20 protein-coding genes are annotated in these 25,979 nt (G+C 46.6%); 11 read left to right on the forward strand and 9 right to left on the reverse strand.

Annotation, left to right across the window (positions count from 1 at the left end; all coding sequences use genetic code 11):
* The first annotated feature begins 11 nt into the window (after positions 1–11).
* The 4 genes from C1S73_RS14355 to C1S73_RS14370 are packed head-to-tail and all read left to right on the forward strand — an operon-like array spanning position 12 to position 3,221.
* Positions 12–497, forward strand: a complete 486-nt coding sequence (locus C1S73_RS14355) for a TadE family protein (RefSeq protein WP_038865950.1) — start codon at positions 12–14, stop codon at positions 495–497.
* Positions 497–1,021: a tight adherence pilus pseudopilin TadF gene (gene tadF / locus C1S73_RS14360; protein WP_038865953.1), complete on the forward strand. Its 525-nt coding sequence runs from the start codon at positions 497–499 to the stop codon at positions 1,019–1,021. The genes C1S73_RS14355 and tadF overlap by 1 nt, the downstream gene beginning before the upstream one ends.
* A 2-nt stretch (positions 1,022–1,023) precedes the next feature.
* Positions 1,024–2,532, forward strand: coding sequence for a pilus assembly protein (locus tag C1S73_RS14365; protein WP_045405539.1), 1,509 nt, complete (start codon positions 1,024–1,026; stop codon positions 2,530–2,532).
* A 5-nt stretch (positions 2,533–2,537) separates the two neighbouring features.
* Positions 2,538–3,221, forward strand: a complete 684-nt coding sequence (locus C1S73_RS14370; protein WP_038865955.1) for an OmpA family protein — start codon at positions 2,538–2,540, stop codon at positions 3,219–3,221.
* Positions 3,222–3,327: 106 nt separating this feature from the next.
* Here C1S73_RS14370 and chrA read toward each other — a convergent pair whose 3' ends face one another.
* Positions 3,328–4,467, reverse strand: a complete 1,140-nt coding sequence (gene chrA, locus C1S73_RS14375) for a chromate efflux transporter (protein WP_038865958.1) — start codon at positions 4,465–4,467, stop codon at positions 3,328–3,330.
* A gap of 114 nt (positions 4,468–4,581) precedes the next feature.
* Between chrA and C1S73_RS14380 the strand changes: the two genes are divergently transcribed.
* Positions 4,582–5,499, forward strand: coding sequence for a LysR family transcriptional regulator (locus tag C1S73_RS14380; RefSeq protein ID WP_038866059.1), 918 nt, complete (start codon positions 4,582–4,584; stop codon positions 5,497–5,499).
* A gap of 52 nt (positions 5,500–5,551) precedes the next feature.
* Here the strand turns inward: C1S73_RS14380 and C1S73_RS14385 are convergent, their stop codons facing one another.
* The 5 genes from C1S73_RS14385 to mrdA all read right to left on the reverse strand — a co-directional run bounded on the left by C1S73_RS14385 (position 5,552) and on the right by mrdA (position 14,217).
* Entirely contained in the window at positions 5,552–6,994 is a 1,443-nt protein-coding gene (locus tag C1S73_RS14385) for an amino acid permease (protein ID WP_038865960.1), read from the reverse strand.
* 203 nt (positions 6,995–7,197) lie between these two features.
* Positions 7,198–7,647, reverse strand: a complete 450-nt coding sequence (locus C1S73_RS14390) for a beta-galactosidase subunit beta (RefSeq protein ID WP_038865962.1) — start codon at positions 7,645–7,647, stop codon at positions 7,198–7,200.
* A gap of 3 nt (positions 7,648–7,650) precedes the next feature.
* A complete protein-coding gene (gene ebgA, locus C1S73_RS14395) occupies positions 7,651–10,749 on the reverse strand; it encodes a beta-galactosidase subunit alpha (RefSeq protein WP_038865964.1) in 3,099 nt (1,032 codons plus the stop codon).
* A gap of 341 nt (positions 10,750–11,090) precedes the next feature.
* Entirely contained in the window at positions 11,091–12,077 is a 987-nt protein-coding gene (gene ebgR / locus C1S73_RS14400) for a transcriptional regulator EbgR (RefSeq protein ID WP_038865965.1), read from the reverse strand.
* 241 nt (positions 12,078–12,318) lie between these two features.
* Positions 12,319–14,217 carry a penicillin-binding protein 2 gene (gene mrdA, locus C1S73_RS14405; RefSeq protein WP_038865966.1) on the reverse strand — a complete coding sequence of 633 codons (1,899 nt, stop codon included), beginning with the start codon at positions 14,215–14,217 and terminating at the stop codon, positions 12,319–12,321.
* A 456-nt stretch (positions 14,218–14,673) separates the two neighbouring features.
* Between mrdA and galE the strand changes: the two genes are divergently transcribed.
* The 4 genes from galE (at position 14,674) to galM (ending at position 19,278) form a co-directional block, all read left to right on the forward strand.
* Positions 14,674–15,693 (forward strand): UDP-glucose 4-epimerase GalE, encoded by a 1,020-nt coding sequence (galE, locus tag C1S73_RS14415; RefSeq protein ID WP_038865969.1) that lies wholly within the window; start codon positions 14,674–14,676, stop codon positions 15,691–15,693.
* A 95-nt stretch (positions 15,694–15,788) separates the two neighbouring features.
* A complete protein-coding gene (locus tag C1S73_RS14420) occupies positions 15,789–16,841 on the forward strand; it encodes a UDP-glucose--hexose-1-phosphate uridylyltransferase (RefSeq protein WP_038865972.1) in 1,053 nt (350 codons plus the stop codon).
* Between the two features lie 202 nt (positions 16,842–17,043).
* Entirely contained in the window at positions 17,044–18,204 is a 1,161-nt protein-coding gene (galK, locus tag C1S73_RS14425) for a galactokinase (protein WP_038865974.1), read from the forward strand.
* Positions 18,205–18,213: 9 nt separating this feature from the next.
* Complete coding sequence (galM, locus tag C1S73_RS14430; RefSeq protein ID WP_038865975.1) at positions 18,214–19,278, forward strand: galactose-1-epimerase; 1,065 nt, start codon at positions 18,214–18,216, stop codon at positions 19,276–19,278.
* Between the two features lie 17 nt (positions 19,279–19,295).
* Here galM and C1S73_RS14435 read toward each other — a convergent pair whose 3' ends face one another.
* Positions 19,296–20,321 (reverse strand): LacI family DNA-binding transcriptional regulator, encoded by a 1,026-nt coding sequence (locus C1S73_RS14435; protein WP_038865976.1) that lies wholly within the window; start codon positions 20,319–20,321, stop codon positions 19,296–19,298.
* Positions 20,322–20,534: 213 nt separating this feature from the next.
* Here C1S73_RS14435 and C1S73_RS14440 point away from each other — a divergent pair, with 213 nt between their 5' ends.
* Together C1S73_RS14440 and C1S73_RS14445 are read left to right on the forward strand one after the other, a co-directional pair.
* The gene (locus C1S73_RS14440; RefSeq protein WP_038865978.1) at positions 20,535–21,605 is read left to right on the forward strand and encodes a cellulase family glycosylhydrolase; all 1,071 of its coding nucleotides are present in this window, start codon (positions 20,535–20,537) and stop codon (positions 21,603–21,605) included.
* Between the two features lie 70 nt (positions 21,606–21,675).
* Positions 21,676–23,064 (forward strand): MFS transporter, encoded by a 1,389-nt coding sequence (locus tag C1S73_RS14445; protein WP_102778955.1) that lies wholly within the window; start codon positions 21,676–21,678, stop codon positions 23,062–23,064.
* Positions 23,065–23,139: 75 nt separating this feature from the next.
* Here C1S73_RS14445 and C1S73_RS14450 read toward each other — a convergent pair whose 3' ends face one another.
* Positions 23,140–24,138 carry a substrate-binding domain-containing protein gene (locus C1S73_RS14450; RefSeq protein WP_005427398.1) on the reverse strand — a complete coding sequence of 333 codons (999 nt, stop codon included), beginning with the start codon at positions 24,136–24,138 and terminating at the stop codon, positions 23,140–23,142.
* A gap of 259 nt (positions 24,139–24,397) precedes the next feature.
* On the reverse strand, positions 24,398–25,807 hold the full coding sequence (gene ptsG / locus C1S73_RS14455; protein ID WP_038865982.1) for a PTS glucose transporter subunit IIBC: 1,410 nt from the start codon (positions 25,805–25,807) through the stop codon (positions 24,398–24,400).
* Between the last annotated feature and the right edge of the window lie 172 nt (positions 25,808–25,979).

A 25,979-nucleotide genomic window follows, 5' to 3' on the forward strand; every position in this document is an offset into this window, starting at 1 on the left:
GGGTGGACGGTATGGAGTATTCTCGAAGAAAGGTAAAGGGCGTAACCGTAGTTGAATTTGCATTAGGGGCTGGGGTTCTTGCTCTTGCTCTCGTCATGCTTTTTGAAATGGGATTTAGAATTTACGTAACCAACTTGGTTGAGTATGCGTTGAGGGAGTCAGTCAGAAATACAAAGGTGTTTGAAGGCGGAAACTCCTACGATAACTACAACCTAACATTGGATTCGGCGATGAAGGACGGAGGGGCATTATGGACGTCACTCGTTCCTGCTGAAAACTTTGAAGTGTCTGGTCGGTACTATTTGACATACGCCGATCTGATTTCAGGTACCAGTTATTCTGATGCCGAGATGGGAGAAGACGATCAAGGGTATGCAATCGCTGAAATTACGTTGACCTATAACTACACGCCAATTTTGAACGTATTTTCCAACGATGTTATCCCGATTACCAAAAGCACACTGATTAACCTAGAACATGAAGGTTGGGAGGAGTGATGATGAAAATACGATCCCGACAAAAAGGTGTTTTTGCGATTGAGCTGTTTTTTGTTTTGATTGCTCTCATCAGCATTTTTTATTTCATGACGGACATTAGTGACAAGTTATTAGCTCGTGCTCAACTTGATCGTGGGAGTTTTGCGCTAGCTAATATCCTTAAAGAGCGAAGTCGTTATTACGACGAAAGATTACCTTTAAACGCAAGTGATGAAACGGACATGCAGACACTTGCGTCACGTCTACTTGATACGACACCAGGCAGCGTCGCTATCAAAATTGAAGCATTGCACAATAAGGCGACGTTAAATGCTTTTGAAAGTAACGAGTACAAAAATCTCGGCTGTGAGGCTGCGGGTTTAGATACGAAGTCAGAGTTAGCACCCGTTGAGAATGGCGTGATTTTCTCTTTGTATCAAGTAACGCTTTGTCAGCAAGAAAACTCTTGGTTTACCCAGCTTTGGGGGAATTCAGGCGCATCCACGATGACAATCACATCCAGTTCTGTTGTGGTGGGGAGGTAACGATGAATTTCACTATTAAACAACGAGCTCCAATTCATTCAGGTCGCAGTCAAAAAGGGATTGCGGCAATTTGGTTCGCACTGAGTTTAGTGCCTGTTTTTGGTATGACATTTTTCGCTGTAGAGGGGACGCGTTATATCCAAGAGACAAGTCGACTGAGAGACGCAGCGCAAACTGCTGCATTGGCTATTACGATAGACGACAAATCGAACCAAGCGGATGCATTGGCGACGATGTACATCAATGACTATGTGCGTGATATTTCCCATGTTGATATCCAAACGGTGAGGACGTACGAAGAGCCAACAGAAGACAACGATAATACGGAAAAAATTCAGTATTCCGTGCAAGCGGTTACCACTCACAACTCTTGGTTTGCCAGTAACTTAATTCCATCTTTTGAGGCTCAAGAGAAACTCGCTGGACAAGCCGTTGCAGCGAAATATCCTTTTTATTTAGGAGACAAAATCATTGATCTGGTTTTGGTGACTGACTTTTCAGGGTCGATGAACAACAGCTGGGATGGCGAAATTAAAATTGATCTCCTCAAAGATGCGGTTAAGCAAATTTCAAATCGTATCTTAGTTCCGCGAGAAGGTGAGAGTGAGGTACTGAATCGTATTGCCATCATTCCATTTAACCTGCGAGTGCAAGAGAAGATCAATGACAACCTCTACTCTACCAGTCAGTTAAGGTACAAAGGTAACTACCGCAAAAGCGTCTCTTCAGTGAAGTATGAGCAGGTAAATTGGGACTATTGGTCTCCTTACTCTGAAGAAGCTGTGGAGGAATGTGCCAACAAACGCACCGACTGCCCAAACAAAAAAAGTTGGGAGCGAGACCAAGCGAAGCGAGTCGCAGATGTGGTGAATATCAATAATAATCGCTTGGAGATTCCTGACTATGTCGGTTACTCAAAATCGGTTAGACACATGTTTGACGATAAAGTCGCGAATAACAATTTGACCTTTCACTTTAGGTCGAACAATAACAAGCTTTATAACTCCAGTATGACGCGGACTGGTCATTCGGGCTTTTATACCATTCCACTGACTGCCAACAAAACAAACCTCGACAAGGTACAAACCATGAGCTCGGGTGGGAATACCGCTGCCTATCAAGGCATGCTGCGTGGCTTGCAAATCATGGAAGATGGACGTCCAAACGGCAATAGCGAAGAAGAAACAGAGCAATACAATGACCGTCTTAAAATGCTGATAGTAATCAGTGATGGTATGGAGTATCCATACACAGAAATTTTGCCCGGTTTAGTAAACAAAGGTATGTGCGATAAAGCGCGTGAGCACTTCCAAACCGAGAACGGCAATTTGTATATTGGCGTCATTGGCGTGAACTTCAGTGCATCTTCGCAAAGCGGTTTCCAAGATTGTGTGTTGAATCCGGATGAAGACATCATCGATGTAACAGAGACGGAAGACTTCATTAAGAAAATCGAAGAACTAATTCAGAAAGGATCTCGTGGTAATGGTGTATCGAGACTATATGGGTGAGAGATATGACCAAAACAATGCTAATTACAGGGATGCTGGTGGCCGGTTTCACGACCGTTAGTGCGAATGCCAGTGAAGTCAGTTCAAAAGTGACCGAATACTGCGGGACGTCATATTATGAATACTCGCACTCGATTCAGGTTGGCGACGTGACGGGTGTGGCATCGCATCGTGATGGTTATTTGCAAGTAACGGATGTGAGTAATGACCCTGCACTGAAGTGGGCGCTGATGAAGAACTCATCGTTACTTACCAATCCTAATGATTGCCTGACTTATATCTCCAATTTAGGTATTGCTCAGTTTAGCGGAGAGGTCAGCGATAAAGGTAAATTGATTGCGCGAGTGCACTTCGCCTTTGACAAGTTTAACCTTACCCCGTTGGCCAGAAATGTATTGAGCGATGTGGCTCGTCAACTTGCTCAAACGAACTATCAAGTAACAGTAGAAGGGCACACCGATTGGATTGGCACCAAAGCGTATAACCAAACCTTGGGTCATAACCGAGCCAAAAGCACCGCTGGTGAACTGCACTATTATGGGGTGAGTGAGCAGAAAACCACGCTTAAATCCTTTGGTGAATCTGAACCGATAGCAACCAACAAGACCTCTTCGGGTCGTTCTAAAAACCGTAGAGCAGATGTTTACATTCCAGCGGATAAACAGGAAAAACCACCAGCAACGGAATAGGTGTTAACTACTGACTCGATGGAATTAAAAACGCCCGCCTTCAATTGGAAGCGGGCGTTGTATTTTTGTCTTTGTCTTTGTCTTTGTCTTTGTCTCAGCGATGCGCTTACATCATGCCAGTCACAATGCCTGCTGCGACAAAGAATACAATCATCCAAAGCACCGACAAGTTAAGTTTCTTATGTAAGTAGAAGCCAGCTATCACAAGAGCGATGTCAATCGGGGCAACGACAGCGCTGCTGAATACCGGTTGGTAAAGTGCTGCTAATAGTAAACCAACGACCGATGCGTTTACGCCGTTGATTGCACCTGACACTGCCGGTTTACCAGCCAGCGCTTGCCAGTTCTTTAGTACGCCAAGCAGCAATAAGAAACCCGGTAAGAACACACCTAAGGTTGCGACCAACGCGCCTAGGATAGGTGCATCAGATAGTTCGTAACCAATGTAAGTCGCGAAGGTAAACATTGGCCCCGGTACCGCCTGCGCTGCGGCGTAGCCCGTTAGGAACGCGTCTTGACTTAGTTGATCGCCAACGATGTTTTGCAGTAGGGGAAGTACCACGTGACCGCCACCGAACACTAAGCTACCCGCTTGGAAGAAGTCGCTAAATAGCCCGAGCATTGGCAGGGTGTGAGCCACAAACGGCAAACCAATCAGAAGTACCGCGAACAGTGCCAATGGTGCAATGGTTGGTTTAAATGGTTCGGCAGGTGTTGCGGATTCTTTCTTAAGGTATTGGGTGCCAATCAAGCCCGCTATTACAAGTACCAGCATTTGAGTGGCGATGCTCGGTGCAACCAATAAAGCAATCGCGGTTGCCACACATAAGCCGGCTGTGAGTTTGCTTTGACAGAAGTTTTTGTACATTCCCCAAGTCGCATCCGCCACCACAACGACCGCAAGTAACTTCAAGCCGTGAACGATGTTTTGGAACAGCGCGGTATCAGTGATCTGGCTGCTTACCATAGCAAGCGCCAACATGATGATCACGGAAGGTAGTGTGAAGCCAAGAAACGCCATGCATGCGCCGCCTAAGCCTCCGCGTTTGTAACCCAGAGCAAAGCCAACTTGGCTAGAGCCAGGGCCCGGTAAGAATTGGCTTAAAGCCACGATCTGTGCGTATTCGCTGTCATCAATCCATTTGAGCTTTTCAACGAACGTTTGGCGGAAGTAACCGATGTGCGCCGCAGGGCCACCGAAACTGATCCAACCAAGCCAAAAAAAGGTTTTAAAAATGGTAAACATGTTGAGCCTGTTAAATCTCCAATAAAACTGCAGCTACTGTAAGAAATGTACTAAGATGATTCAAATTAATAGTTTTAATTTCATCTATGAATGAAATGGGATGAGGTTTGTTCTGTGAAAGATGACATCCAGTGGCGCAATATCGACTTAAACCTGTTGGTGACCTTTTCTTATCTGTATCGCTATCGCAGTGTGAGTTTGGCGGCAGAGAAAAGCTTTGTCAGTCAGTCTGCTATGAGCCACAGCTTGTCGCGTTTACGTGTGTTGTTTGATGAGCCATTGTTTGAGCGGAAAGGCCATAAGATGGACCCAACCGAGCACGCGCATCATATCGCGCCGACGGTGCATCATTTATTGGATTCGATTGCCAAAGACTTACTGACGAAGTCCGCTTTTCAACCAGAAAACTACGCTGGCGTGTGTCGTATTGGTTTAACCGACTACGCTGAATTCATCTTCGCGCCATTGCTTTATGATGAAATCCGTAAGCGTGCGCCAGAAGCCCAAATAAGTTTTATCAACGTCAACCGCAGCAATTACGTGGCGATAACGGAACACGATAAATTAGATGTCATCATCGGCAGTATGCCTGTGCTCGACGATAACTTTGAGAGCCAGTACCTCTACACAGAAAAGCACGTGTGTCTGTGTGATAAGCGAGTTTTGAAAGGTGAAACACAACTGTCGATTCATGCTTTTGCCAATATCGAGCAAGCCCTAGTGAGTCCTGATGGCAGCTTGAGTACACAAGTAGACAAAAAGCTTGCGGAGCATGGCTTGAGCCGAAAAGTCACTGTCGCTTCACGTAACTTTCTGACAATTCGAAACTTGCTTAAACAGCGTGAGTTGGTTGCGATAGTGCCGGAAAAAATGGCGCAAGCGGAAGGGTTCTCGGACGATTTGGTGAGCGTCCAGCCGCCGATTGCGGTAGCGGATTTTGATATCGCGATGTTGTGGCATACCAGCCGCAATAACGAGGATAAAGGGATTTGGCTGCGTCAGCTAGTGGCAGAATTGATTACAGGTAATTGATCTTATAAGGGCACCACGAGGGTGCCCTTTAAGTAACCGAGCTATAGGTCGTTTATACTTGCGTTACTGGCTCTTGCGCCTTTTCTTGCGTTGCTTGTTGTTTGATAGCTTGCTTCTTTTCAAAGCGAGAGATCCACCACCAAGCCAGAGCAGAGAAGACGGCAGTCATAAACACGTTGATGAAGAACGCACGCACCAAATCAACACCTGTTGGGAATGCCGACGCGGTCATACTCACCACAAAGATTGCAATTAGTACAGACACCACACTCATGCCCACTTTGCGTGAACCCATACGGAAGTCGCGCGGTGTATCATCGTGTTTTAGACGGAACACAAAGTACGCCACCATGATGAAGATTGGCGGTAGCATCGCCGTACCTGCGGTTAGGTTGATCGCTTGGTTCATCATGTCTTGCACGGATTCTGAACCAAAGCCGTTGACGATCAGCATCACCACAACGAACGCGAATTGCCACCATGCTGCACGTACTGGTACACCATGCTCGTTTAGCTCTGTGGTTTTCTCGCCGTATACACCTTTTGGAATTTCAGAGAAGTGAATTTTTACTGGTGCCGCAGTCCACATCATCATTGAGCCAAACATCGCGATGAACAAAATGATGCCAACGAAGCGGCCAACCAATACTGTTGAAATATCGAAGTATTGAGCCATACCGGTAAAGATTTCTACCATGCCGCCTGCGTATGTTAGGTCTTCACGCGGAACGAACACGTTCACCAAAAGTGAGCCAATAGCGTACATCGCACCAATCAAGACGCCTGCCATGATGATCACTTTGATGAAGGCTTTTTGGCCGCCTTTTACATCTTTTAGGTACGCCGCTGCGGTTTCTGCACCGCCTGCTGCTTGGAAGATCCAACACATAATGCCTAACGTTGCCCAGTTAATGGTTGGGCTCATTGCTTCTAGTGTGATTGGCTCTGCTGGCGTGTAAGTGTCGCCGCCCAGCGCCATTAGCGCGCCGAGAACGTAAATGCCGAATAGGGCAAACACACCGTAAGCAACCAGCTCAGAAATTTTACCTAACCAAGATGCGCCTTTGGTTGAAATGTGGGTCGCCGCTGCGAACAGAACGATCGAAATTACCGACGTGACCATTGGTGAGAAGGTGTATTCGTAACCAAGCATCGCGTAAGACGCGTAAGCAATCACGTTTGGTAGCAGAGACACAAACCAAAATAGGTTCACGAACCAGTAGAGGAACGAACCTAGGTAAGCGGCTTTAGAGCCAAGCGGTTGTTTAAGCCAGTCGTACATACCTGACTCAGAGTTTTTATTCGCCGATACGAACTCAGCAATGATGAATACAAATGGAATGAAGTAGACGATCGTCGCTAACAGGAAGATAGGGGCAGAGCTAAGGCCAAGCTCAATGTTGTTGTTCACGATGTTACGGACGTTAAATACCGCCGCAAATGTCATCGACAGCAAGGCGAATTTGCCAATGGTGCCGCGCATAGATTCAGACATAGAGTCCTCCGATGAATCACGTCAATTCCCTTCGTAACTCAGTGATAGTGCTATTGACCGTTTTATCATCCTTGGGCGAATGCTATTTGTAATCGCGTTGGATTGCTGAGGTCTACAACTGATCTGTGATCTGAATTACTTTGGGTTTATTTAATTATTTTGTTGTTAGGCCAGACGCGTTGTCTGGCCTTGCCTGTAAGCCGTTATTTATTTAGGAAATAGCCATCTTCGATGGTCACTTTGAGCACCACTTTTCTTACTCGGTTGTCACCGTGGAAGCGGTACGCTTTATCGTTATCAAAAATTGCCACTTGGCCTTCGTAAAGCTCACGAGTCTCACCTTGACCGGAGAGAAATTCGCGGTCAGTTTCATCTCGATATGCTTGCTCTAGGCGTAAATCGGATTTGTCGGCGAACTCCACTGTTTCGCGACCTTCTAGGTAGTAATGCACGTCGAAGTAGCGGCGGTTCCCTTCAAACAGTTCGGTTTGTTTTGTGCCGTCTTCAATCATGTAAACCAGAGAGTCACCAATCGAATACATCACGCCGTCTTTGATGTTGGCGATGTTCTCAATTGCTTCCACGCAGCGGTTCCATTTACGACCGTCGCGGTACACGACTTTGAATTGTTCTAAGTTGTCTAACACGATCATGGATTACGCCTCGTTTGCTGTTTGAGTATTGGATTGAGTGAAGAACGCATTGTCGAAATCATGGTGTGCCATGGCTTGTGCACTGCAATCGCCGGCTTGAAGTGGCATCAGTGTTAGGCCATAGCGGAACTCGTCCATGTACACGCGGTATGAATCAAGCACTTCGCTGCCCCATGAGTTTGAGCCCAGTCCCATCACTTGATGGTCAAGGTTGAGCGTGATGTAGCCGCTTTTCTCTAGCTCAATGGTGTGTTGCGCTTCGTGCAGGTTTTGGTTGGTGTAGAACCACGCGCTGAAGTTGATTTCTTGTTGTGGTTTCACCAACAAACCCGTGCCATGACGATTCGTTAGTGATGCCCAACGAACGTGTTGGCGGTTGCCGTTGTTTTGTGGGAATGGGTAGTTCTCAAACATGTCGGCTACCGTGCTGTGGTAAACATCAATCAAGTTTGCTTGGCGGCTGTCTTGGTAGTTTTCTTCAGGACCGCGACCGTAGTAACTGACTTGGTCAAAGCTGCCGTTAATGCCCAAATCCAAACCAATCACAGGGATAACATGCGAGTAATCGCCATAGCGCTCACCGCTTAGTTCCATATTCAAATGACCTTGTGCGTTGATTTGGTAGCGGTAGGTACAGCGCATGCCAAAATCGAACACCGGTGGCGCAATGATGCTGGTGGTCGTAATCGAAACCGATTCATCCGTTGCTTCGACTTGTAGCGTGCGGAAGTGCTCCTGCATGATTTGTAAGTGCGCTGGGTGCCACAAACCTTCGTACTCTTGTTTGTGGTTATCAATCATTGGTTTGAAGAAGTTCAGTCTAGGTTCTGACTGAATCAGCTCTTCACCATTGACGCGCCAAGAGGTCAGCTTGCCGTTGACTTTAGAGAAGGTCAGAGTGAAGTTGTGGCCTTCAATCACATGTTCCAAGCGGCTTTCCGTGGTGACTAACGCTTGTGCATTGTGGCTAACAAATACGGCTTCGCTTGCTGTGTTCTCTTTCAGTTGGAATTGGTAGACCGCGATGTCGTGGTTCGCTTCGCTGTACAAAGTGCGGCTGTCTTTACGCACGGTGAAGTTAATAAAGGCCTCGCGTTCGTCCAGTTCTGGCAGGTTAATTGTGATTTCACGAGCGCTGTTTGCTGCAAGTTCTTCGACCTTAAACTGCACGCTGCGCAGCGTTTCACCTTCCGCTCGGATATCCGCTGTGATGGTGTAATCATCAAGGTTGGTAAACCACAATTTGTTCTCTACGGTGAAGATGTTTGTCGTGCCTTCTACTGCTTGAATTTTCACTGGAGCGATGACTTGTTTGTACTCTTTCAAGCCCGATCCAGGTGTTTGATCTGGGTAAATCAAACCATCCATACAGAAGTTGTAGTTATTCGGGTAGTCGCCGTAGTCGCCGCCGTATTTGTAAAACTCTTGGCCGTTTTCATCACGTGCTAATACGCCGTGATCACACCATTCCCATACATAGTGACCTTGAATGTGGTCGTGCGCATAGAACACGTTTTGGTATTCCGTTAGACCGCCAGGGCCATTACCCATCGCGTGTGCGTATTCACAAATGATGCGTGGTTTCTCGTGTGGGTGCTCACCAAAGTGATTCATGAGCTGCGCACGTGAGTACATGGTTGAAATCACGTCGACAACTTCTGCATCACGGTCTTCTTCGTAATGCACCAAGCGGGTGTCATCAATCGCTTTGGTTGCGTCGTACATTGCGCGGATGTTGCAGCCGTAACCGGACTCGTTACCTAGTGACCACATGATGATGGAAGGGTGGTTCTTTTGGGCGTGAACGTGGCGTTCTGCGCGGTCTACAAACACACTTTCCCATGCAGCGTCGTTGGTGATGCGGCTGAGATCGCCAACGTTCGCGAAGCCGTGGGTTTCTACGTCGGTTTCTGCCATTACGAACAAGCCGTAAATGTCACACAGTTCGTAGAAGCGTGGGTCGTTAGGGTAGTGGGCGGTGCGAACTGAGTTGATGTTGTGTTGCTTCATCAAGATCAGATCTTTTTCGATGCGCTCCATGCCGACGGCACGACCTTTTAGGTGGTCGTTATCATGACGGTTCACACCGTGCAGCATCACGTATTGGTTGTTGATGTAGAACAGACCATCACGCACTTTGATGTCGCGGAAGCCAACGCGCTGCGGGATCACTTCAATCACATTGCCTTGTGCGTCTTTTAGCGTAATGAACAGTTGGTATAGGTATGGATTTTCCGCTGTCCAATGGATTGGGTTCATCACATCAATGGCAAAGCTTGTTTGGCTGTTGTCTTGGATAGTCAGTGCATCACATTGGCCACTAGCAATCACAGTTCCTTTGTCTTGGAGCGTGTATTCCAGCGTGTAACCGGACGCAACCGCAGTAGACAGGTTTTCTAGCTCAACTTGGTAGCTTAAAGTGGCACTTTGGTAATCGTCGGTGAAATCAGTACGAACAGTCAGATCTTGGACGTGAACGTGCTCTTTTCCGACAAGGTAAACATCACGGAAGATACCCGCCGTCCACCACATATCTTGGTCTTCAATGTAAGTCGAATCTGCCCATTGCATGACGCGCACAGACAATAAGTTCTCGCCTTGTTGAACGTAAGAAGAAATGTCGAACTCAGCGGTTAAGCGACTGCCTTTGCTAAAGCCAACGTAATGACCGTTTACGTAAACTTCGAAGTAAGTTTCAACACCATCAAATTTGATGATGGTTTGTTTGTTGTCCCATTGCTGGCCAAGCGTGAAAGTACGTTGGTATGCGCCAGTTGGGTTGTCGGTTGGGACAAACGGTACGTCGATAGGGAATGGGAAACCTTCGTCAGTGTATTGAAGGTCACCGTGGCCTTCCATTTGCCACATGTTTGGAACGGTAATGCGTCCCCAATCTTCCATTTTTTGAGAGTAAAACGCTTCAGGAACCAAAAGCGGGTTAGTGAAGTAGTTGAATGTCCATTGACCACTCAGCAGCTTAAAGCGGCTGCTCAGCTCGCGTTGGAACGTTTGTGCGTTTTTAACTGAATCGTATGAGAAGAAGTAAGCACGTGGTGCCATACGGTTCTCATGTAGATGGAGGAAGTTTTCCCAGTTGTTCACGTTTGTTCTCCCCTCGGCTTAGCTTGGTCATTTCGACGCGGTATCGTCAGCGTCGAATCTGCCCAAAAGAAATGCAGCCGATGTATTGTGAAAAGGCTTATGAGTTATCTGGGAAAGATATTAGTAAAAGTTTTACTAAAATAAATCAGTGAAAACGTTTAACTTTAACTTGATCACGTTTTAAATAGCGATCGGTGAGCAAGATGTGATCAGCATAAAGGAATAGCATCCCAAGCTTATTTGCTGGGTAAAATGAGTAAAAAATGACGGGAATTTAGATAAGAGAAATAAAAAAGCACTGAGGATTCAGTGCTTTATAAAATAAGAATAAAGAGGGATAACTACTTAGTCGTGCCGCGCAGCTTGAGTTTGCTTGGTACGTGGACTTGCAATGGCAGCGCACGACCATCGCGGTATTTTTCTACCAATAAGTTTACCCCTTGTATGCCCATCATCTCTGAGTGAATTCGCACGGTAGAGAGCGGTGGGAAGGTAAAGCGCGCGGTTGGAATGTCATTCACACTGATCAGAGCAATGTCTTGTGGAATGTTCAAACCGAACTCATGGATAGCACGTAAAACCCCAATCGCAATCGAGTCTGATGCGATAAAGAGTGCTGTCGGAAAGTCGCCTTTGGCCAACATCACTTTGGCTAAGTCGTAACCCGAGAGGCTAGAAAAATCGCCGCGGTAAATGTCATTCTCTGACACGACACCTTTTAGGTTGCCGTATTCCACAAACGCTTTTTCGCGAATGTCCGCGGTGTTTGGTTCGTCTTGTCCACCAATGAAACCAATGCGCTGGTAACCTTGTTCGACGAAGAAGTCGACGACTTGCTTACTGATGCGAGCAAGATCGATATCAACGCTGTCGTACATGCTTTCGCTGTCTGAGAAGTCGATATAACAAATGCTGTCTGCGAGGCGCTTAGGTAGTTTATTGATGATCGCTTTATCGGTTTTACCAACCAAAAGGATGCCGGTGATCTTTTGTGTTTCGACGTCAATTTCGCTGTTGTAGCAATTGGTTAGCGTAATGCCCAATCTATCACATTGGGTTTCAATCCCGTGGCGAATGGATAAATAGTAAGGATCATTCACCTCTGCTTCTTGCTTGTAGTTATACAAAGCTAAAAAGTGGTGTTTTTGTTTCGCCTCTTTGGTGGCTTTTTTCGAACTGCTGGTGCGGTATTCCAGCTTTTCAGCAATCTCTAAGATGCGGTGTTTGGTTTCTTCTTTTACGCTCAGAGTCGGATCGTCATTCAACACGCGTGAGACGGTTGCAAGTGAGACGCCCGCTTCTGTAGCGATATCTTTTAGTGTTGCCATGTTCACTTCCCGTTGGCAAAGCTCACTGTCCCAGTGAGATAAGCAATAATCCCACCATTGTAAACAGCTACTTATGGATGCACAAATTTTTAGTAAAACTGTGCGAGTGGGTGAAATAAAGTGATTACATGGAAAAGAGGTTTTTTAAGCAAACAAAAGCCCGAGCGGCTAGGACTCTCCGGTCGGGCTTTGTTGTTCACTATTGCTACTTAACATGAGTGGCAAGACGATAAGGTTAAACCTAAGACTTTTTACCTTTGGTTTTATCTGGTTCGACAAGCAAGTGGTCAAATACATGGCGAATGAACGGTGCCCCGACTTTTGAACCACCGTTTCCGTGCTCAATCACCACTGTCGCCACATATTTTGGATGGTCATACGGAGCAAACGCAGTGAACAACGCGTGGTCAAGTAGGTGGTTCGCGAGCTTTTTCGAGTTATAGACCTCGTCTTTGCGCAGGCCAAATACCTGGGCGGTACCGGATTTGCCACCACTGCTGTATTCCGCGCCTTTAAATGCGCGACGACCAGAGCCATGTGCGCCATTGTTTACCAAGCGCATTGCATTGATTGGAATGTCCCAGTATTTATCTGGCACACCTTCAATTGGTGGTAGATCTTTCGGTGCGACTTCGACTTGGTTTTCAAAATCTTCACCGTGCTCAATCACCGCTCTTAGCAGATGTGGTGCTTTCATCTCGCCATGATTGATAAGGAATGAAGTGGCTTTGGCGATTTGCATCGGAGTGGCTGTCCAGTAACCTTGCCCAATACCAATCGGCACAGTATCCCCTTGATACCAAGGCGTACGGTGACGGGCAATTTTCCATTCTCGTGTCGGCATGTTGGCACTGCTCTCTTCATAGATATCAATGCCTGTCGGCAATCCGAAGCCGAATTTGTTCATCCATTTAGAGATGCGGTCAATACCCAAATCAAATGCGGTTTGGTAGAAGAACGAGTCAACCGATTCCTCGATTGCCTTGGTAACATCAACGTTGCCGTGACCCCAACGTTTCCAATCTCGCCAAGCTTTTGAATTCGGTTTTGAACCTGGAATACGCCAAGAACCGTGATCGTTACGTATCGTACTTGGCGTGATCACATGTTCTTCAAGCCCAGCGACTGCCATAAAGGGTTTGACGGTTGAAGCGGGTGGATAGACTCCTAGCGTGGTTCGGTTTACGAGCGGGTGGGCTGGATCGTTCAACAATGCGCTGTAGGCTTTGCTTGAAATGCCGTTCACAAATGGGTTTGGGTCATAACTTGGGCTAGATGCCATCGCAAGGACGCTATTATCTCTTGGATCGAGTACAACAGCGCTGCCCTGACGATTATCCAATTGCTGATAAACATACTCTTGTAGTTCGATATCGAGGTTTAAAACGATGTCTTTCCCTGCAATTGGCGGCACGTACTTAATGGTACGAATCACGCGCCCGCGACTGTTTACTTCTACTTCTTCATAGCCTTTGGTGCCATGCAAAATGTCTTCGTAGTAACGCTCCACGCCCAGTTTTCCGATGTTCTGAGTCGCTTGGTAGTTTTGTGCTTTGCCTTCTTTGTCTAAGCGTCGTAGATCGCGGTCATTAATATGAGAAACATAGCCTAGAACGTGTGTTAATTCCTTCCCGTAAGGGTAGTAACGTTTAAGATCTGCAGTTACAAATACACCATCAAATTCATGTTGATGCACCGAAAAACGCGCAACTTGTTTGTCGTTGAGTTCGTTCAAAATGGTGACAGAACGAAAACGGCGAGTGTGCTTGTAGCGTTTTTTGAATGACTCAATTTGTTCTGGTGTGATGTCGATGTAATGAGCGAGTTTCTCAAGCAAAGCATCGGGGTCGCCTGCTTGCTCAGGGATCATATCGAGGTTGTAAACTGGGCGGTTTTCAGCAATCAAAACGCCATTGCGGTCATAGATAAGACCGCGAGTGGGCGCGATAGGAAGAATCTTAATGCGATTGTCATTAGAGCGAGTTTGGTAATCTTTGAAATGATTAACTTGCAAGTTGTAGAGGTTCGCGACCAATCCTCCCAGCAAAATAACCATGCCGAGAAAGGCAACGACGGCACGGTTTTTAAATAACCTTACTTCTTGATTATGATCTCGAAATTCGTTTCGCTTGCGTAGCATGAGGGCCCTTCAGATTTGTTTTTGTTCTCAGCATGCCCCGATAAAAGGAAAAAGACGCAGATTTGAGTCTTGTTACAAAAGGTTACATTTGGGGCGGGGCTACTGTAGCGGGCTTTATCTCTTGCTTTGTAAGAGCAATGTCAGGTATCGATTGCGGAAAATCATCTTTCTGGTTTGCGTGAATTACCGTGTTTTTCTTACATTGTGTAAACGTTTATACATGTAAGTATCATAAATCTTTTCCATTTTTCTGCTCTAACTCAGTTTCCTTCATTTTTATTGATTTAAAATCGTGATGTAATTTTGTGGAAACGTTTACACTATTTTGAGTTTGATCACGGATCTGGATCGGTTTTGATTGGTAGACTTTTAGCCAGTTAAGAAATGAGCGAATTTGCTTGGTGAGCAGGCTCAACCAATTTCCAAGCATCGAGCAGCAAAAGTGGAGAAGCAAAAGTGAAAGTTCTTGTCACAGGCGGTATGGGGTACATCGGCAGTCACACATGTGTCCAGATGATTGAAGCAGGTATGGAGCCAATCATTGTCGACAACTTGTGTAATGCCAAAGTGGAAGTGTTAAGCCGCATTGAAGCGCTAACCGGTAAGCAACCGGCTTTCTACCAAGGCGACATTCGCGATGAAGCCTTTTTGGACTCAGTATTTGCCAAGCATGACATTCAAGCTGTGATTCACTTTGCTGGCCTGAAAGCGGTGGGCGAATCTGTCGCGAAACCATTGGAATACTACGACAACAATGTGAATGGCTCATTGGTGTTGGCGCGCAGCATGCGTAAGGCGGGCGTGAAAAGCATTGTATTTAGCTCATCGGCAACGGTTTACGGCGATCCTGACATTGTGCCGATTACGGAAGACTCTCCAACGGGGGCGACCACTAACCCATACGGTCGCAGCAAGTACATGGTGGAAGAGTGCTTGAGCGATTTGTTCAATGCAGAAAACGATTGGAGCGTGACTTTGCTGCGCTACTTCAACCCAGTTGGTGCGCATCCATCGGGCACCATGGGTGAAGACCCTCAGGGCATCCCAAACAACTTGATGCCGTTTATCGCGCAAGTGGCAGTAGGCCGCCGCGAAAAACTGTCGGTATTTGGAAATGACTACCCAACGCCGGATGGCACAGGCGTGCGTGATTACATCCACGTGATGGATTTGGCTGATGGCCACATCGCAGCGCTGAAATCGGTAGGTGAAAAAGCAGGTTTGCACATTTACAACTTAGGTACGGGCAAAGGCTCTAGTGTGCTTGAAATGGTAGAAGCATTCGCAACGGCTTGCGGCCATCCAGTGCCTTACGAGCTTTGTCCTCGTCGTCCGGGTGACATCGCAGAATGCTGGGCAAGTACAGATAAAGCGGAGCGAGACCTTGGTTGGAAAGCGACGCGCAGTGTTGCGGAAATGACGGCAGATACGTGGAAGTGGCAGTCAAATAACCCGCAAGGCTATTCCCCTGCGTAATTGATGCTGCAGCGTTGTTGATTGACCGCCTAGCTGCAACTCCAATTTCATTGGGGAATGCAGATGAAAGAAATTCTAAAAGTTGAGTAAGTAAGATGTCGAATGTTGAATTTAACCCAGTGGATCACCCACACCGTCGTTACAACCCACTAACGGGTCAGTGGATTTTGGTGTCACCGCATCGTGCAAAACGCCCATGGAGTGGCGCTGATGAGAAACCTGCGATTGATGAGCTACCAAGCTACGACGAGAAATGTTTCCTTTGCCCGACCAACGAGCGTATTTGTGGTGATGTAAACCCAGATTACCAAGGCACGTATGTGTTCCAAAATGATTTTGCAGCACTGATGGTGGACTCTCCAGATGCACCTGAGTCAGATAACCCACTGTTCAAAACACAAGGTGTGCGCGGTTTGAGCCGAGTGATTTGTTTCTCGCCTGATCACAGCAAAGCCTTGCCTGAGCTACCAGTCGACAAAATCCGTGGCGTGATTGACACGTGGAATGATCAAATCGAAGAGCTGGGTAAAGACTATGTTTGGGTTCAAGCATTCGAGAACAAGGGCGAGACCATGGGTTGTTCTCAGCCTCACCCGCACGGTCAAATCTGGGCAAACAGTTTCTTGCCGAATGAAATTGAGCGCAAAGAACACAACTTAAAAGCGTACTACCAAGAGCATGGCAGTAACTTGCTGGTGGATTACGTGCAAGCTGAGCTTAAAGATGGTTCACGCACAGTGGTTGAGACTGAACATTGGATTGCTGTTGTTCCTTACTGGGCGGCGTGGCCATTCGAAACCATGCTACTTCCTAAAACGCATATTCGTCGAATGAGTGAGCTAACCGATGAGCAACGCGATGACCTTGCGGTTGCTATCAAAAAGCTAACCAGCCGTTATGACAACCTATTCCAATGCTCTTTCCCTTACTCAATGGGCTGGCATTACGCGCCGTTCTTTGAAGAAGGCACCGATATCGACCATTGGCAACTGCATGCGTTGTTCTACCCGCCACTGCTACGTAGTGCAACGGTTCGTAAGTTCATGGTTGGCTATGAAATGCTGGCAGAAAGCCAACGCGACCTAACGGCAGAACAAGCGGCGCAGCGTCTGCGTGATTTAAGCGATGTGCACTACAAAGAGCAATAAAACCAATTAATGAATAACCGGAGTTATCGCTGGTTTTACCTAAAACTCGGTCAAATTCCCTTTTATTCGGGAGGGGAGGGCTAACCCCCTCTAACTGCCCCTTGATAAGGGGGAGGATTAGACCGAGCGAATACGAAACTGGAAATCAGGGCTTAACACCGGTTACACCAATACCAAATTTAAAATTTAAGAGAACGTCCCTATGTCTGATCTAATCCAAAATGTGAAAACCTCTTTTGAACAAGTGCTGGGTTACGTGCCAAGCCACATTATTCAAGCGCCTGGTCGTGTAAACCTGATTGGTGAGCACACTGATTACAACGACGGTTTTGTACTACCATGTGCGATCAACTACCAAACCGTTGTGGCGGCAGCGAAGCGTGAAGACAACTTAGTGCGCGTGGTTTCTGTGGATTACGGCAACGCCGTGGATGAGTTCGACATCACGCAAGAAATCACCTTCCAACAAGACAAAATGTGGGCGAACTACATTCGCGGTGTGGTGAAGTGTCTACTTGCTCGTGGTTACCAATTCTCTGGTGCGGATATTTCTGTTAGCGGTAACGTCCCTCAAGGTGCGGGTTTAAGCTCGTCTGCAGCGTTGGAAGTCGTGATCGGTCAAACGTTCAAAGTGTTGTTCAATCTAGAAATCAGCCAAGCGGAAATCGCACTAAATGGGCAGCAAGCAGAGAACGAATTCGTCGGTTGTAACTGCGGCATTATGGACCAAATGATTTCGGCAGAAGGCCGTGCAAACCACGCTATGCTATTGGACTGCCGTAGTCTAGAAACTGAAGCTGTATCGATGCCTGAAGATATGGCCGTGGTGATCATCAACTCAAACAAAAAACGTGGCTTGGTCGACAGCGAATACAACACGCGTCGTGAGCAGTGTGAAGAAGCCGCGCGCATCTTCGGTGTAAAAGCGCTGCGTGATGTGACCATTGAACAGTTCAACGAGAAAGTGTCCGAGCTGGATGAAATGGTCGCAAAACGTGCTCGTCACGTAATCACAGAAAACGACCGCACGGTAGAAGCGGCGCAAGCACTTCGTACGCACAACATGAAGCGCATGGGGGAGTTGATGGCTGAGTCTCATGCTTCTATGCGTGATGATTTCGAAATCACAGTCAAAGAAATCGATACGTTAGTTGAGATGGTGAAAGAAGTGATTGGCGAGCAAGGTGGTGTGCGCATGACGGGCGGTGGCTTTGGTGGTTGTATCGTTGCTATTGTACCGCCAGCATTGGTTGACGAAGTGAAAGCAACGGTAGAAGCGAAGTACCAAGCAGCAACGGGCCTAAAAGAATCCATCTACGTGTGCCAAGCGAAAAATGGCGCTGGTTTAGTCGAAGTACTTTAAGAGGCTGGAATGAGAGAGTATTTTGAAAATTTACAGCAAGCGATGGCCAATACACCATCGTTTGATGGTCTCCCAGCGAAGCTGATTCACTTAACCAACAGTAACGGAATGACCGCGTCTTTTATGGATGTCGGTGCGACGTGGTTAAGTTGCACTTTGCCTATCCATGGAGAGTATCGCGAAGTGTTACTGCGCTCGCCAAATATGGATGAACATATGAAGCAGGGGGCTTACTTTGGCTCGATAGTTGGTCGCTTTGCTAATCGTATTGGCAAGGGGGAGTTTGAGCTTGAGGGACAGCGCTACCAACTTGGCATCAATAATGGTGAAAACTCACTGCATGGTGGTTTAGAGGGGTTTGACAAAAGGCGTTGGACTATTGTCGAGCAGGATTCTCAGCAAGTTGTATTTGAACTTCATTCTGAAGATGGTGACCAAGGTTACCCGGGTAATCTAGACGTTAAGGTGACTTACGTTTTAACGGACGATAACGAAGTGTCGATTGCTTATGAAGCAAGCACAGATAAAGCATGCCCGGTAAATTTAACGAATCATGCTTACTTTAACTTGGCGGGAGAAGGTTCTGACGCTAAAAGCTTAGATCATAAATTACAGCTAAATGCCGCTCACTACTTACCGACTGATCAAGGTCTAATTCCTACAGGAGACCTAAAGCCCGTAGAAGGAACCAGTTTTGATTTCTCATCCGTTAAATTAGTAGGGAGAGATTTCCTGAGTGAACCCGATCAGAAAACCGCTGGCGGCTACGATCACGCCTTTGTGTTCAAGCCTGAAGTGACCAATGGCGTGTCTGTCGCCGCGGTTCTGATTTCACCTCAACAAGAAGTGACGATGACGGTCAAAACGACAAAGCCAGCCGTGCAGTTTTACTCTGGTAATTTCCTAGCAGGAACACCAGGTAAGAGCAAAAGTTATGAGCTCTATGATGGACTAGCACTGGAAACACAGTACTTTCCTGATGGGCCGAATAAACCTGAATGGGATGTCAACAGTGGGGTGTTGAACTCTGTGGACTGCTATCAGCATCAAACCATCTATGGCTTTGAATTTTAGATAGCTTTTTTGGTGGGCTAAATGCCCACCTTTTTTGTTTTTGTCGAAGAAGTTCGAATAATCAATTCACCTTCTACTTTTCGTTTGCTGGAGAGTAACGGTTGCTCTTCTATCAGAGCCATCAAGGATTCTACGGCGAGCTTACCCATATCTGAGTAAGGCAGTTCAACAGAGGATAGTGCTGGAAAGCTCTCAGAGGCAATCTGTTGATTGTCGTACCCAACTACCGCAACATCCTGAGGGATCTTAAGACCTAACTCCGCCAATGCTTGGTAACACCCCATTGCCATGTAATCACTTCCACAGAATATCGCTTCAGGCGGTTGCTCCAAGTTGAACAGCGCTAGCGTCTGTTGGTGCGCTTCTTTTAGAGACCAATTCGCTTCAGCAACGTACGCATTATTCGGGATAATATCGGCGTCAATCAATGCCTGACGGTACCCCTCTCTGCGCTGCTGACTTGCAAGCATCCAGTTTTCACCAGTGAGCATTGCAATACGACGATAACCTTGTTGAGTAAGGTGAGAGACTGCTTTGTAAGCGCCTATCATATCTGCAGGTAAAACGCTTGGTGTTTCATGAGCACTTTCGTTTGTGCAGTTTAAAAGTATGGTTGGTAGTACCGTATTGACGCGTTGTTGTTCAAGTTCACGAGTCATGCTCGACGCATAAACCAAGCCAGCATAATCACCGCTATTTATTTCTGCTTCAATCTTACTTGCCAACACTTCATCGTGACTGTAATTGAACGTCACTAGAATAAAGTCGTTCGCCCACGCTTCTTCACGTGCGGCGTTAATTGCATCAATAAAAGGATCGTAGCTAGTCAGCCCATTGATCACCAAGGCGATTTTTTTGGGGCGACCAAGCGCATGAGCCACTTTCTTATTCTTGTAGCCAAGCGACTCTGCGGTTTCAAGGACCTTTTGTTTGGTGGTATCTGCAATTTTTACCGATGTAGAGCCATTCAACACCAAAGACACGGTTGACTGGGATACCCCTGCTTCCGCAGCAATATCACTCATGGTTACTTTTTTAGCCATTCTTCGATTTACGGATAATTTTCTTAGCTAAAGATATTAGCTAAAGATTAAGACCAGATCATCCCCAAAAGATGTTGATCACAAAGTCATGTCATAGAGCCACTAAAGCTGTGATGAGCACCACGTTTATTTTGTGATCATCTGGCGGCTAAATTATTTATTAATATATTAGCTAATATTATTAGTTAATAATTTAGTTTTGAGGTTAGTAAGATGACAAGATGGTCAGAAGAGAAAGCATGGCAGTGGCAAAAAGAACATGGATGGCTGCGTGGCTTTAACTATTTGCCAAGAACCGCGGTTAACTGGAATGAGATGTGGCAAGCCGAATCGTTCTCTCCTGAAGTTATGGAGCAGGAGTTAGCGTGGGCGAGAGAAGTTGGCTACAACACATTACGTACTAACTTACCTTTCATTGTTTGGCAGGCGGATCGCCAAGGTTTGCATGAGCGTATTGAGCGCTTTCTAGATATTTGTGAACGTAACCAAATTAAGGTGATGATGACACCGATGGATGATTGCGGTTTTTCTGGCGATCATCCTTATCTTGGTGAGCAAAAAGCACCCGTTCCGGATTTGCACAATAGCCAAGCAGCCGCAAGCCCAGGCCGTAATGTCGTAATGGATAAAACACTATGGGGAGAGGTTGAAACCTATATTCGAGACATTATTTCAACTTACAAGAATGACCCTCGTATTGTTATTTGGGACCTGTATAACGAACCGACCAACCGCATGATTTTCACCAATGAAGGTGAGTTTGCATATGACGAAGAAATGGAAGTGTTCAGTCATGAACTGATGGTACAGGCGTTTGAATGGGCGCGAGATGAAAACCCATCGCAGCCTCTAACAGTGGGAGCATGGCACGCTCCTAGCATTCTAGATCGAAGCCTACCGATCTTCGAACACCCTACTGATCGCAAAGCTTTAGAGCTGTCAGATATCATCACGTTCCACGCTTATCTTCCCATCGATCTCTTCCATAAAGCTGTCGAAATTGTGGAAGCTTATAACCGCCCAATGATGTGCACTGAATGGTTAGCACGTCATGCTGAATCTCATCTGCATGAACAACTACCTATTTTCAAACAGAAAACCATTGGTTGTTACCAGTGGGGGTTAGTGAAGGGCAAGACTCAAACTCATTTACCTTGGCCAGAAATTAAACGTAACGATACCGACTACGCAAGTCGATGGTTCCACGATCTGCTTGATGAGCAAGGACAGCCATATGACCCAAGTGAAGTGCAGTTAATCAAAACACTCGCAGAAGTGGATTAATTGCCTGTGAGCCGACCTTGAGATTTAGGTCGGCAGCCAATCTATAATTAACTCAATTGAGACGTGAACTATGACTACTCTACAAAACAGATTAACCAATAAGGAGCTGATGTCTTACTTCGGCTACGGAGTAGGCCAGTGCTTTAGCTTTGGTCTAGTCGGCTCTTTTATTCTTTACTTTTATACCGATATCTTAGGCATATCACCGATAGCGGCGAGTACGATATTCTTAATTGCCCGAGTTTGGGATGCAGTGAACGATCCTTTGATCGCGGGCTATATGGACACGCTTGAATCTCGATTTGGTAAGTTCCGCCCGTACATGTTGTTTACACCATTTCTTATCGTCTTGGTGACGATCGCTTCTTTCTACAACATTGATGCTGATACCTCTACAAAGGTGATGTACGCCGGTATCACTTACATTCTTTGGGGAACGCTTTACACCATTTCAGATGTGCCTTTCTGGTCAATGTCTTCTGTTATGACAGACGAGCCGCAAGAGCGTGCTAAAGCAGCAACTTGCGCAATGCTTGGTGTAAATGCGGGTATTGGTGCGACGTTAGTTATTTTCCCTAAACTGAGTGCTTATTTTGCCGACGGCCGTGCAGATCAGGGTTACCTACCTGCAGTGGCAGTGTTGATGATTGCGGGTCTGTTGTTCATGTTGAACGGCTTTTTCAACACTAAAGAACGTATATCCACTGCGAGCTGTGAGAAGGTCACGCTTAAACAGACTTTCCAAGCGGTACGTAAGAACAAGCCGTTATTCTTTATTCTTGCCGCTTTCTTTATGAATGTGTTTTTTAACCTAGTAAATGGCCTGTACATTTTCTTCTTTACCTACAACATGGGTGATGCAGGCTTGGTTTCTTTGATTGGTACGATTACCTTGGTGAGTGCGATCGCTTGTTTAGCCACGCCAGTACTAACGAAGAGATTCAAAAAGCGCGACATATTCATCGTTTTATGTGTGCTTGAGATCATCGCTCGTGTTGGCTTTTATCTTACCGGTTACGATAACCCAATGGCCGTTATGATTTGGTTAGCTGTTATTACGGGGATATTCATGATGACGAACCCGCTGATCTCGGCAATGATTGCAGATACGGTAGAGTATTCTTACTACCACAGTGGAAAGCGTACAGCCGCTATTACGTTTTCAGGGCAGACTTTCACAGGCAAACTCTCCGTAGCAGTCGCTGGTGGTTTAACAGGCATCATCCTAACGATGATTGGCTATGTACCGAATGCGGAGCAGACTGAAACAGCGCTAAATGGCATGTTTTTCTGTATAGCTTTACTGCCTGCTCTAGGAGCTTTGGTTCGTATTTTTATTATGTCTCGTTATACCTTCACAGAAGACCAGCATGCAATCCTGCGTGAGAAACTGCAACGTGGTGAATTTGCTGATGGGGTTGAAGTGACTCAGACTAAGACAAGTGAAGCATTAAGCTAATAAACCTTTGAAATGAAAAAGCCCGCTTAATCGGATTGAGCGGGCTTTCTTGTGTATGTCTTTTAGAGATTAGAGCTAAAGGCGATCCACCGAGTTACGGCGCACTAAAGTCGGGCTAAAGATGATGGTGTCATCTTCCACTTGTTCATCACGCGATAATGCTAATGCCAAACGCGCGGCACGCTCTGCCATCATTTCGATTGGGTAACGAATCGTGGTCAAACTTGGATTGACGAAGCGAGCAATTAAGCCATCGTCGAAGCCAACCATGGACACTTTTTCTGGTACGTCGATGCCGTTTTGGTCTAACGCTGCCAGCGCACCTGCTGCCATGTAGTCGTTGTACGCTACCACGCCAGTGATTGCGAGTGATTTGGTCAGCAGATTGGTCATGGCTGTTTCGCCGCCGTCACTGTTTGGTTCACCATATTCGACATAGCTTTTTGATAGCTCGATATCGTGATCTTTCAGTGCCGCTTGGTAACCTTGTAAACGTTCGTCGGTATCTTCGATGTCATGGGATGAGGCGATACAAGCGATCTTGGTATGACCATGACGAATCAGATATTCCGTCGCTAAGTACGCGCCCTTGCGGTTATCAAGAGAGATGCAACGCTCTGCCAATTCTGGGATATGGCGATTGATCAACACCATACCTTTGACTTCTTTGGCGTAGCCGATCAGTTCTTCATCTGATAAACCCTTAGAGTGAATCACAATGGCTTCACAACGGCTGTTGATCAGAAGTTCTAGCGCTTGGCGTTCGTCTTCTGGGTTGTGGTAGCCATTACCAATCAGAATGTGTTTGCCGTTTTCACGCGCCACGTTATCTACCGATTTCACCAGTGTTCCGAAGAACGGGTCTGAGACATCACCCACAAGCACGCCCATGGTGTTGGTACTTTGGCTGACGAGTGCACGCGCCGCTGCGTTTGGACGGTAGCCCAGTTTGCTCATTGCTTGCGTCACTGCGTCGATAGAAGATTGGCTCGCTTTCGGTGATTTATTGATCACGCGAGAGACGGTCGCGACCGATACGCCGGCTTCTTTCGCGACATCCTTGATTGTTGCCATGAGGGACCTTTCGTGGGCTAAATAACGTTAATTGGAGTATTAAACACCCATTGTGTAATAAGTGCAATCAACACCATTTTTATATTGCGATGAATTTGGTCTTACTCTATGAATTTATTGAATATATGTGATGTGTAAACGTTATCTTAGCTAGGGCGTTGATTAGTAGTATGAAAACAAAAAATCGCGGTCATTGATGCGACCGCGATTTGTCGTTTCTATTTCTCTTTACAGGCCACAGAAAATGGCGCTCAGAAAGCTAGTTGTTGTTCATCCAATCAACCATTTGGGTTTTGTACACATCGCTGTTGCCGCCAAAGATAGCTTGTACGCCTGTACCAACTCGCACCACACCTGCTGCACCAAGTGCTTTCAGTTTGGCTTCGTCGACTTTGTCTTGCTCTGCGACTTGGATGCGCAATCGAGTGATACAAGCATCGGTGCTTAAGATGTTTTGTTTTCCGCCAAACGCGCTAACCAACTCACTGGCAAACTCTGAACTGGTGTCATTGACGGCTTTGCTGCTGCCTTGATCTTCACGCCCTGGTGTTTTCAGATCGAACGTCTTAATGAACCAAGTGAACACAACGTAGTACAGCGCTGCGTATGCCAAACCTAATGGGATGATCATCCAACCTTTAGTCGAAATACCAAAGAAGGTCACGTAGTCGATAAGACCTGCACTAAAGCTGTAGCCATGTTTAACGCCCAGCATGATACACAGTGGGTAAGCCAGACCCGCAATGATCGCGTGAATCACGTAAAGCACAGGCGAGATGAACAAGAACGCAAACTCGATAGGTTCAGTGATACCAGTTAGGAACGACGTTAGCGCAGCTGAGATCATGATGCCCATAACTTTGGTGCGGTTCTCTGGTTTTGCTGCACGGCCAATCGCAATTGCCGCCGCAGGAAGACCAAACATCTTGAATAAGTAGCCACCCGCTAGGTTGCCCGCATTTGGGTCGCCAGCGAAGAAGCGAGGGATCTCTCCGTGGAATTCTTGACCAGCAGCGTTCACAAACTCGCCGGCTTGAAGCTGAATAATTACGTTAATCACATGGTGCAGACCAAATGGGATCAGAGCACGTTCCGCGGTGCCGTAAGCCCAGAATGCCACCAATGGGTTTTGCTCGGTTGCCCATGTGCCAAACCAATCAATACCGGAGCCAATTGGTTGCCAAATAAAGGCAATCGCAATACCCAAAAACAGCATAGAAAATGATGTGACGATCGGGACAAATCGTTTACCCGCGAAGAAGGCCAAGTAAGCTGGCATCTTGATGGTGTAGAAGCGGTTAAACATATACGCACCAACTGCACCTGAGATGATGCCGCCGAGCACACCTGTGTCGATATGGTCCACGCCCAGCACGCCAGCCATGACTTTTAGCGTCGCGACTAATACGTAATAACCAATACCTGCCGCAACCGCACCAACACCATCATTGTTGGTAAATGAGATAGCAACGCCAAGCGCAAAGATAAGCGGCAGGTTACCAAATACTGCGCCACCCGCTTCTGCCATCAACTCAGAAACTACGGGTGGAATGAACCCAAATTGCGCCGAGCCAATACCCAAAAGGATACCTGCCGCGGGCATTGAGGCTATAGGCAACATGAGCGCCTTACCGACCTTAGAAAGGTTGGCAAAAAAGTTAGCAAACATAAAAATACTCCAACTTGTTAGATAAAAATCTTGAGTGGCGCAGTCATGAATAAACTGTGGGAAGCGGGGAGATTAGCGATAGCATCGTGATTATGGTTTGCGGGGGTTGGAGCATAAACATAAAAACTGGTTGCTATCGCTAAAGCTTTATAAGTGGTGTGCTGAGCTAAAA

It is taken from the genome of Vibrio jasicida 090810c (assembly GCF_002887615.1).
GTDB lineage: Bacteria > Pseudomonadota > Gammaproteobacteria > Enterobacterales > Vibrionaceae > Vibrio > Vibrio jasicida.

What these genes read in the sequence shown, in the direction of transcription:
- C1S73_RS14355 (WP_038865950.1), top strand. Translation starts at nt 12, where the DNA reads ATGGAGTATTCTCGAAGAAAGGTAAAGGGCGTAACCGTAGTTGAATTT.
- tadF (WP_038865953.1), top strand. Translation starts at nt 497, where the DNA reads ATGATGAAAATACGATCCCGACAAAAAGGTGTTTTTGCGATTGAGCTG.
- C1S73_RS14365 (WP_045405539.1), top strand. Translation starts at nt 1,024, where the DNA reads ATGAATTTCACTATTAAACAACGAGCTCCAATTCATTCAGGTCGCAGT.
- C1S73_RS14370 (WP_038865955.1), top strand. Translation starts at nt 2,538, where the DNA reads ATGACCAAAACAATGCTAATTACAGGGATGCTGGTGGCCGGTTTCACG.
- chrA (WP_038865958.1), bottom strand. Translation starts at nt 4,467, where the DNA reads ATGTTTACCATTTTTAAAACCTTTTTTTGGCTTGGTTGGATCAGTTTC.
- C1S73_RS14385 (WP_038865960.1), bottom strand. Translation starts at nt 6,994, where the DNA reads ATGTCTGAATCTATGCGCGGCACCATTGGCAAATTCGCCTTGCTGTCG.
- C1S73_RS14390 (WP_038865962.1), bottom strand. Translation starts at nt 7,647, where the DNA reads ATGATCGTGTTAGACAACTTAGAACAATTCAAAGTCGTGTACCGCGAC.
- ebgR (WP_038865965.1), bottom strand. Translation starts at nt 12,077, where the DNA reads ATGGCAACACTAAAAGATATCGCTACAGAAGCGGGCGTCTCACTTGCA.
- mrdA (WP_038865966.1), bottom strand. Translation starts at nt 14,217, where the DNA reads ATGCTACGCAAGCGAAACGAATTTCGAGATCATAATCAAGAAGTAAGG.
- C1S73_RS14420 (WP_038865972.1), top strand. Translation starts at nt 15,789, where the DNA reads ATGTCGAATGTTGAATTTAACCCAGTGGATCACCCACACCGTCGTTAC.
- galK (WP_038865974.1), top strand. Translation starts at nt 17,044, where the DNA reads ATGTCTGATCTAATCCAAAATGTGAAAACCTCTTTTGAACAAGTGCTG.
- galM (WP_038865975.1), top strand. Translation starts at nt 18,214, where the DNA reads ATGAGAGAGTATTTTGAAAATTTACAGCAAGCGATGGCCAATACACCA.
- C1S73_RS14435 (WP_038865976.1), bottom strand. Translation starts at nt 20,321, where the DNA reads ATGGCTAAAAAAGTAACCATGAGTGATATTGCTGCGGAAGCAGGGGTA.
- C1S73_RS14440 (WP_038865978.1), top strand. Translation starts at nt 20,535, where the DNA reads ATGACAAGATGGTCAGAAGAGAAAGCATGGCAGTGGCAAAAAGAACAT.
- C1S73_RS14445 (WP_102778955.1), top strand. Translation starts at nt 21,676, where the DNA reads ATGACTACTCTACAAAACAGATTAACCAATAAGGAGCTGATGTCTTAC.
- C1S73_RS14450 (WP_005427398.1), bottom strand. Translation starts at nt 24,138, where the DNA reads ATGGCAACAATCAAGGATGTCGCGAAAGAAGCCGGCGTATCGGTCGCG.
- ptsG (WP_038865982.1), bottom strand. Translation starts at nt 25,807, where the DNA reads ATGTTTGCTAACTTTTTTGCCAACCTTTCTAAGGTCGGTAAGGCGCTC.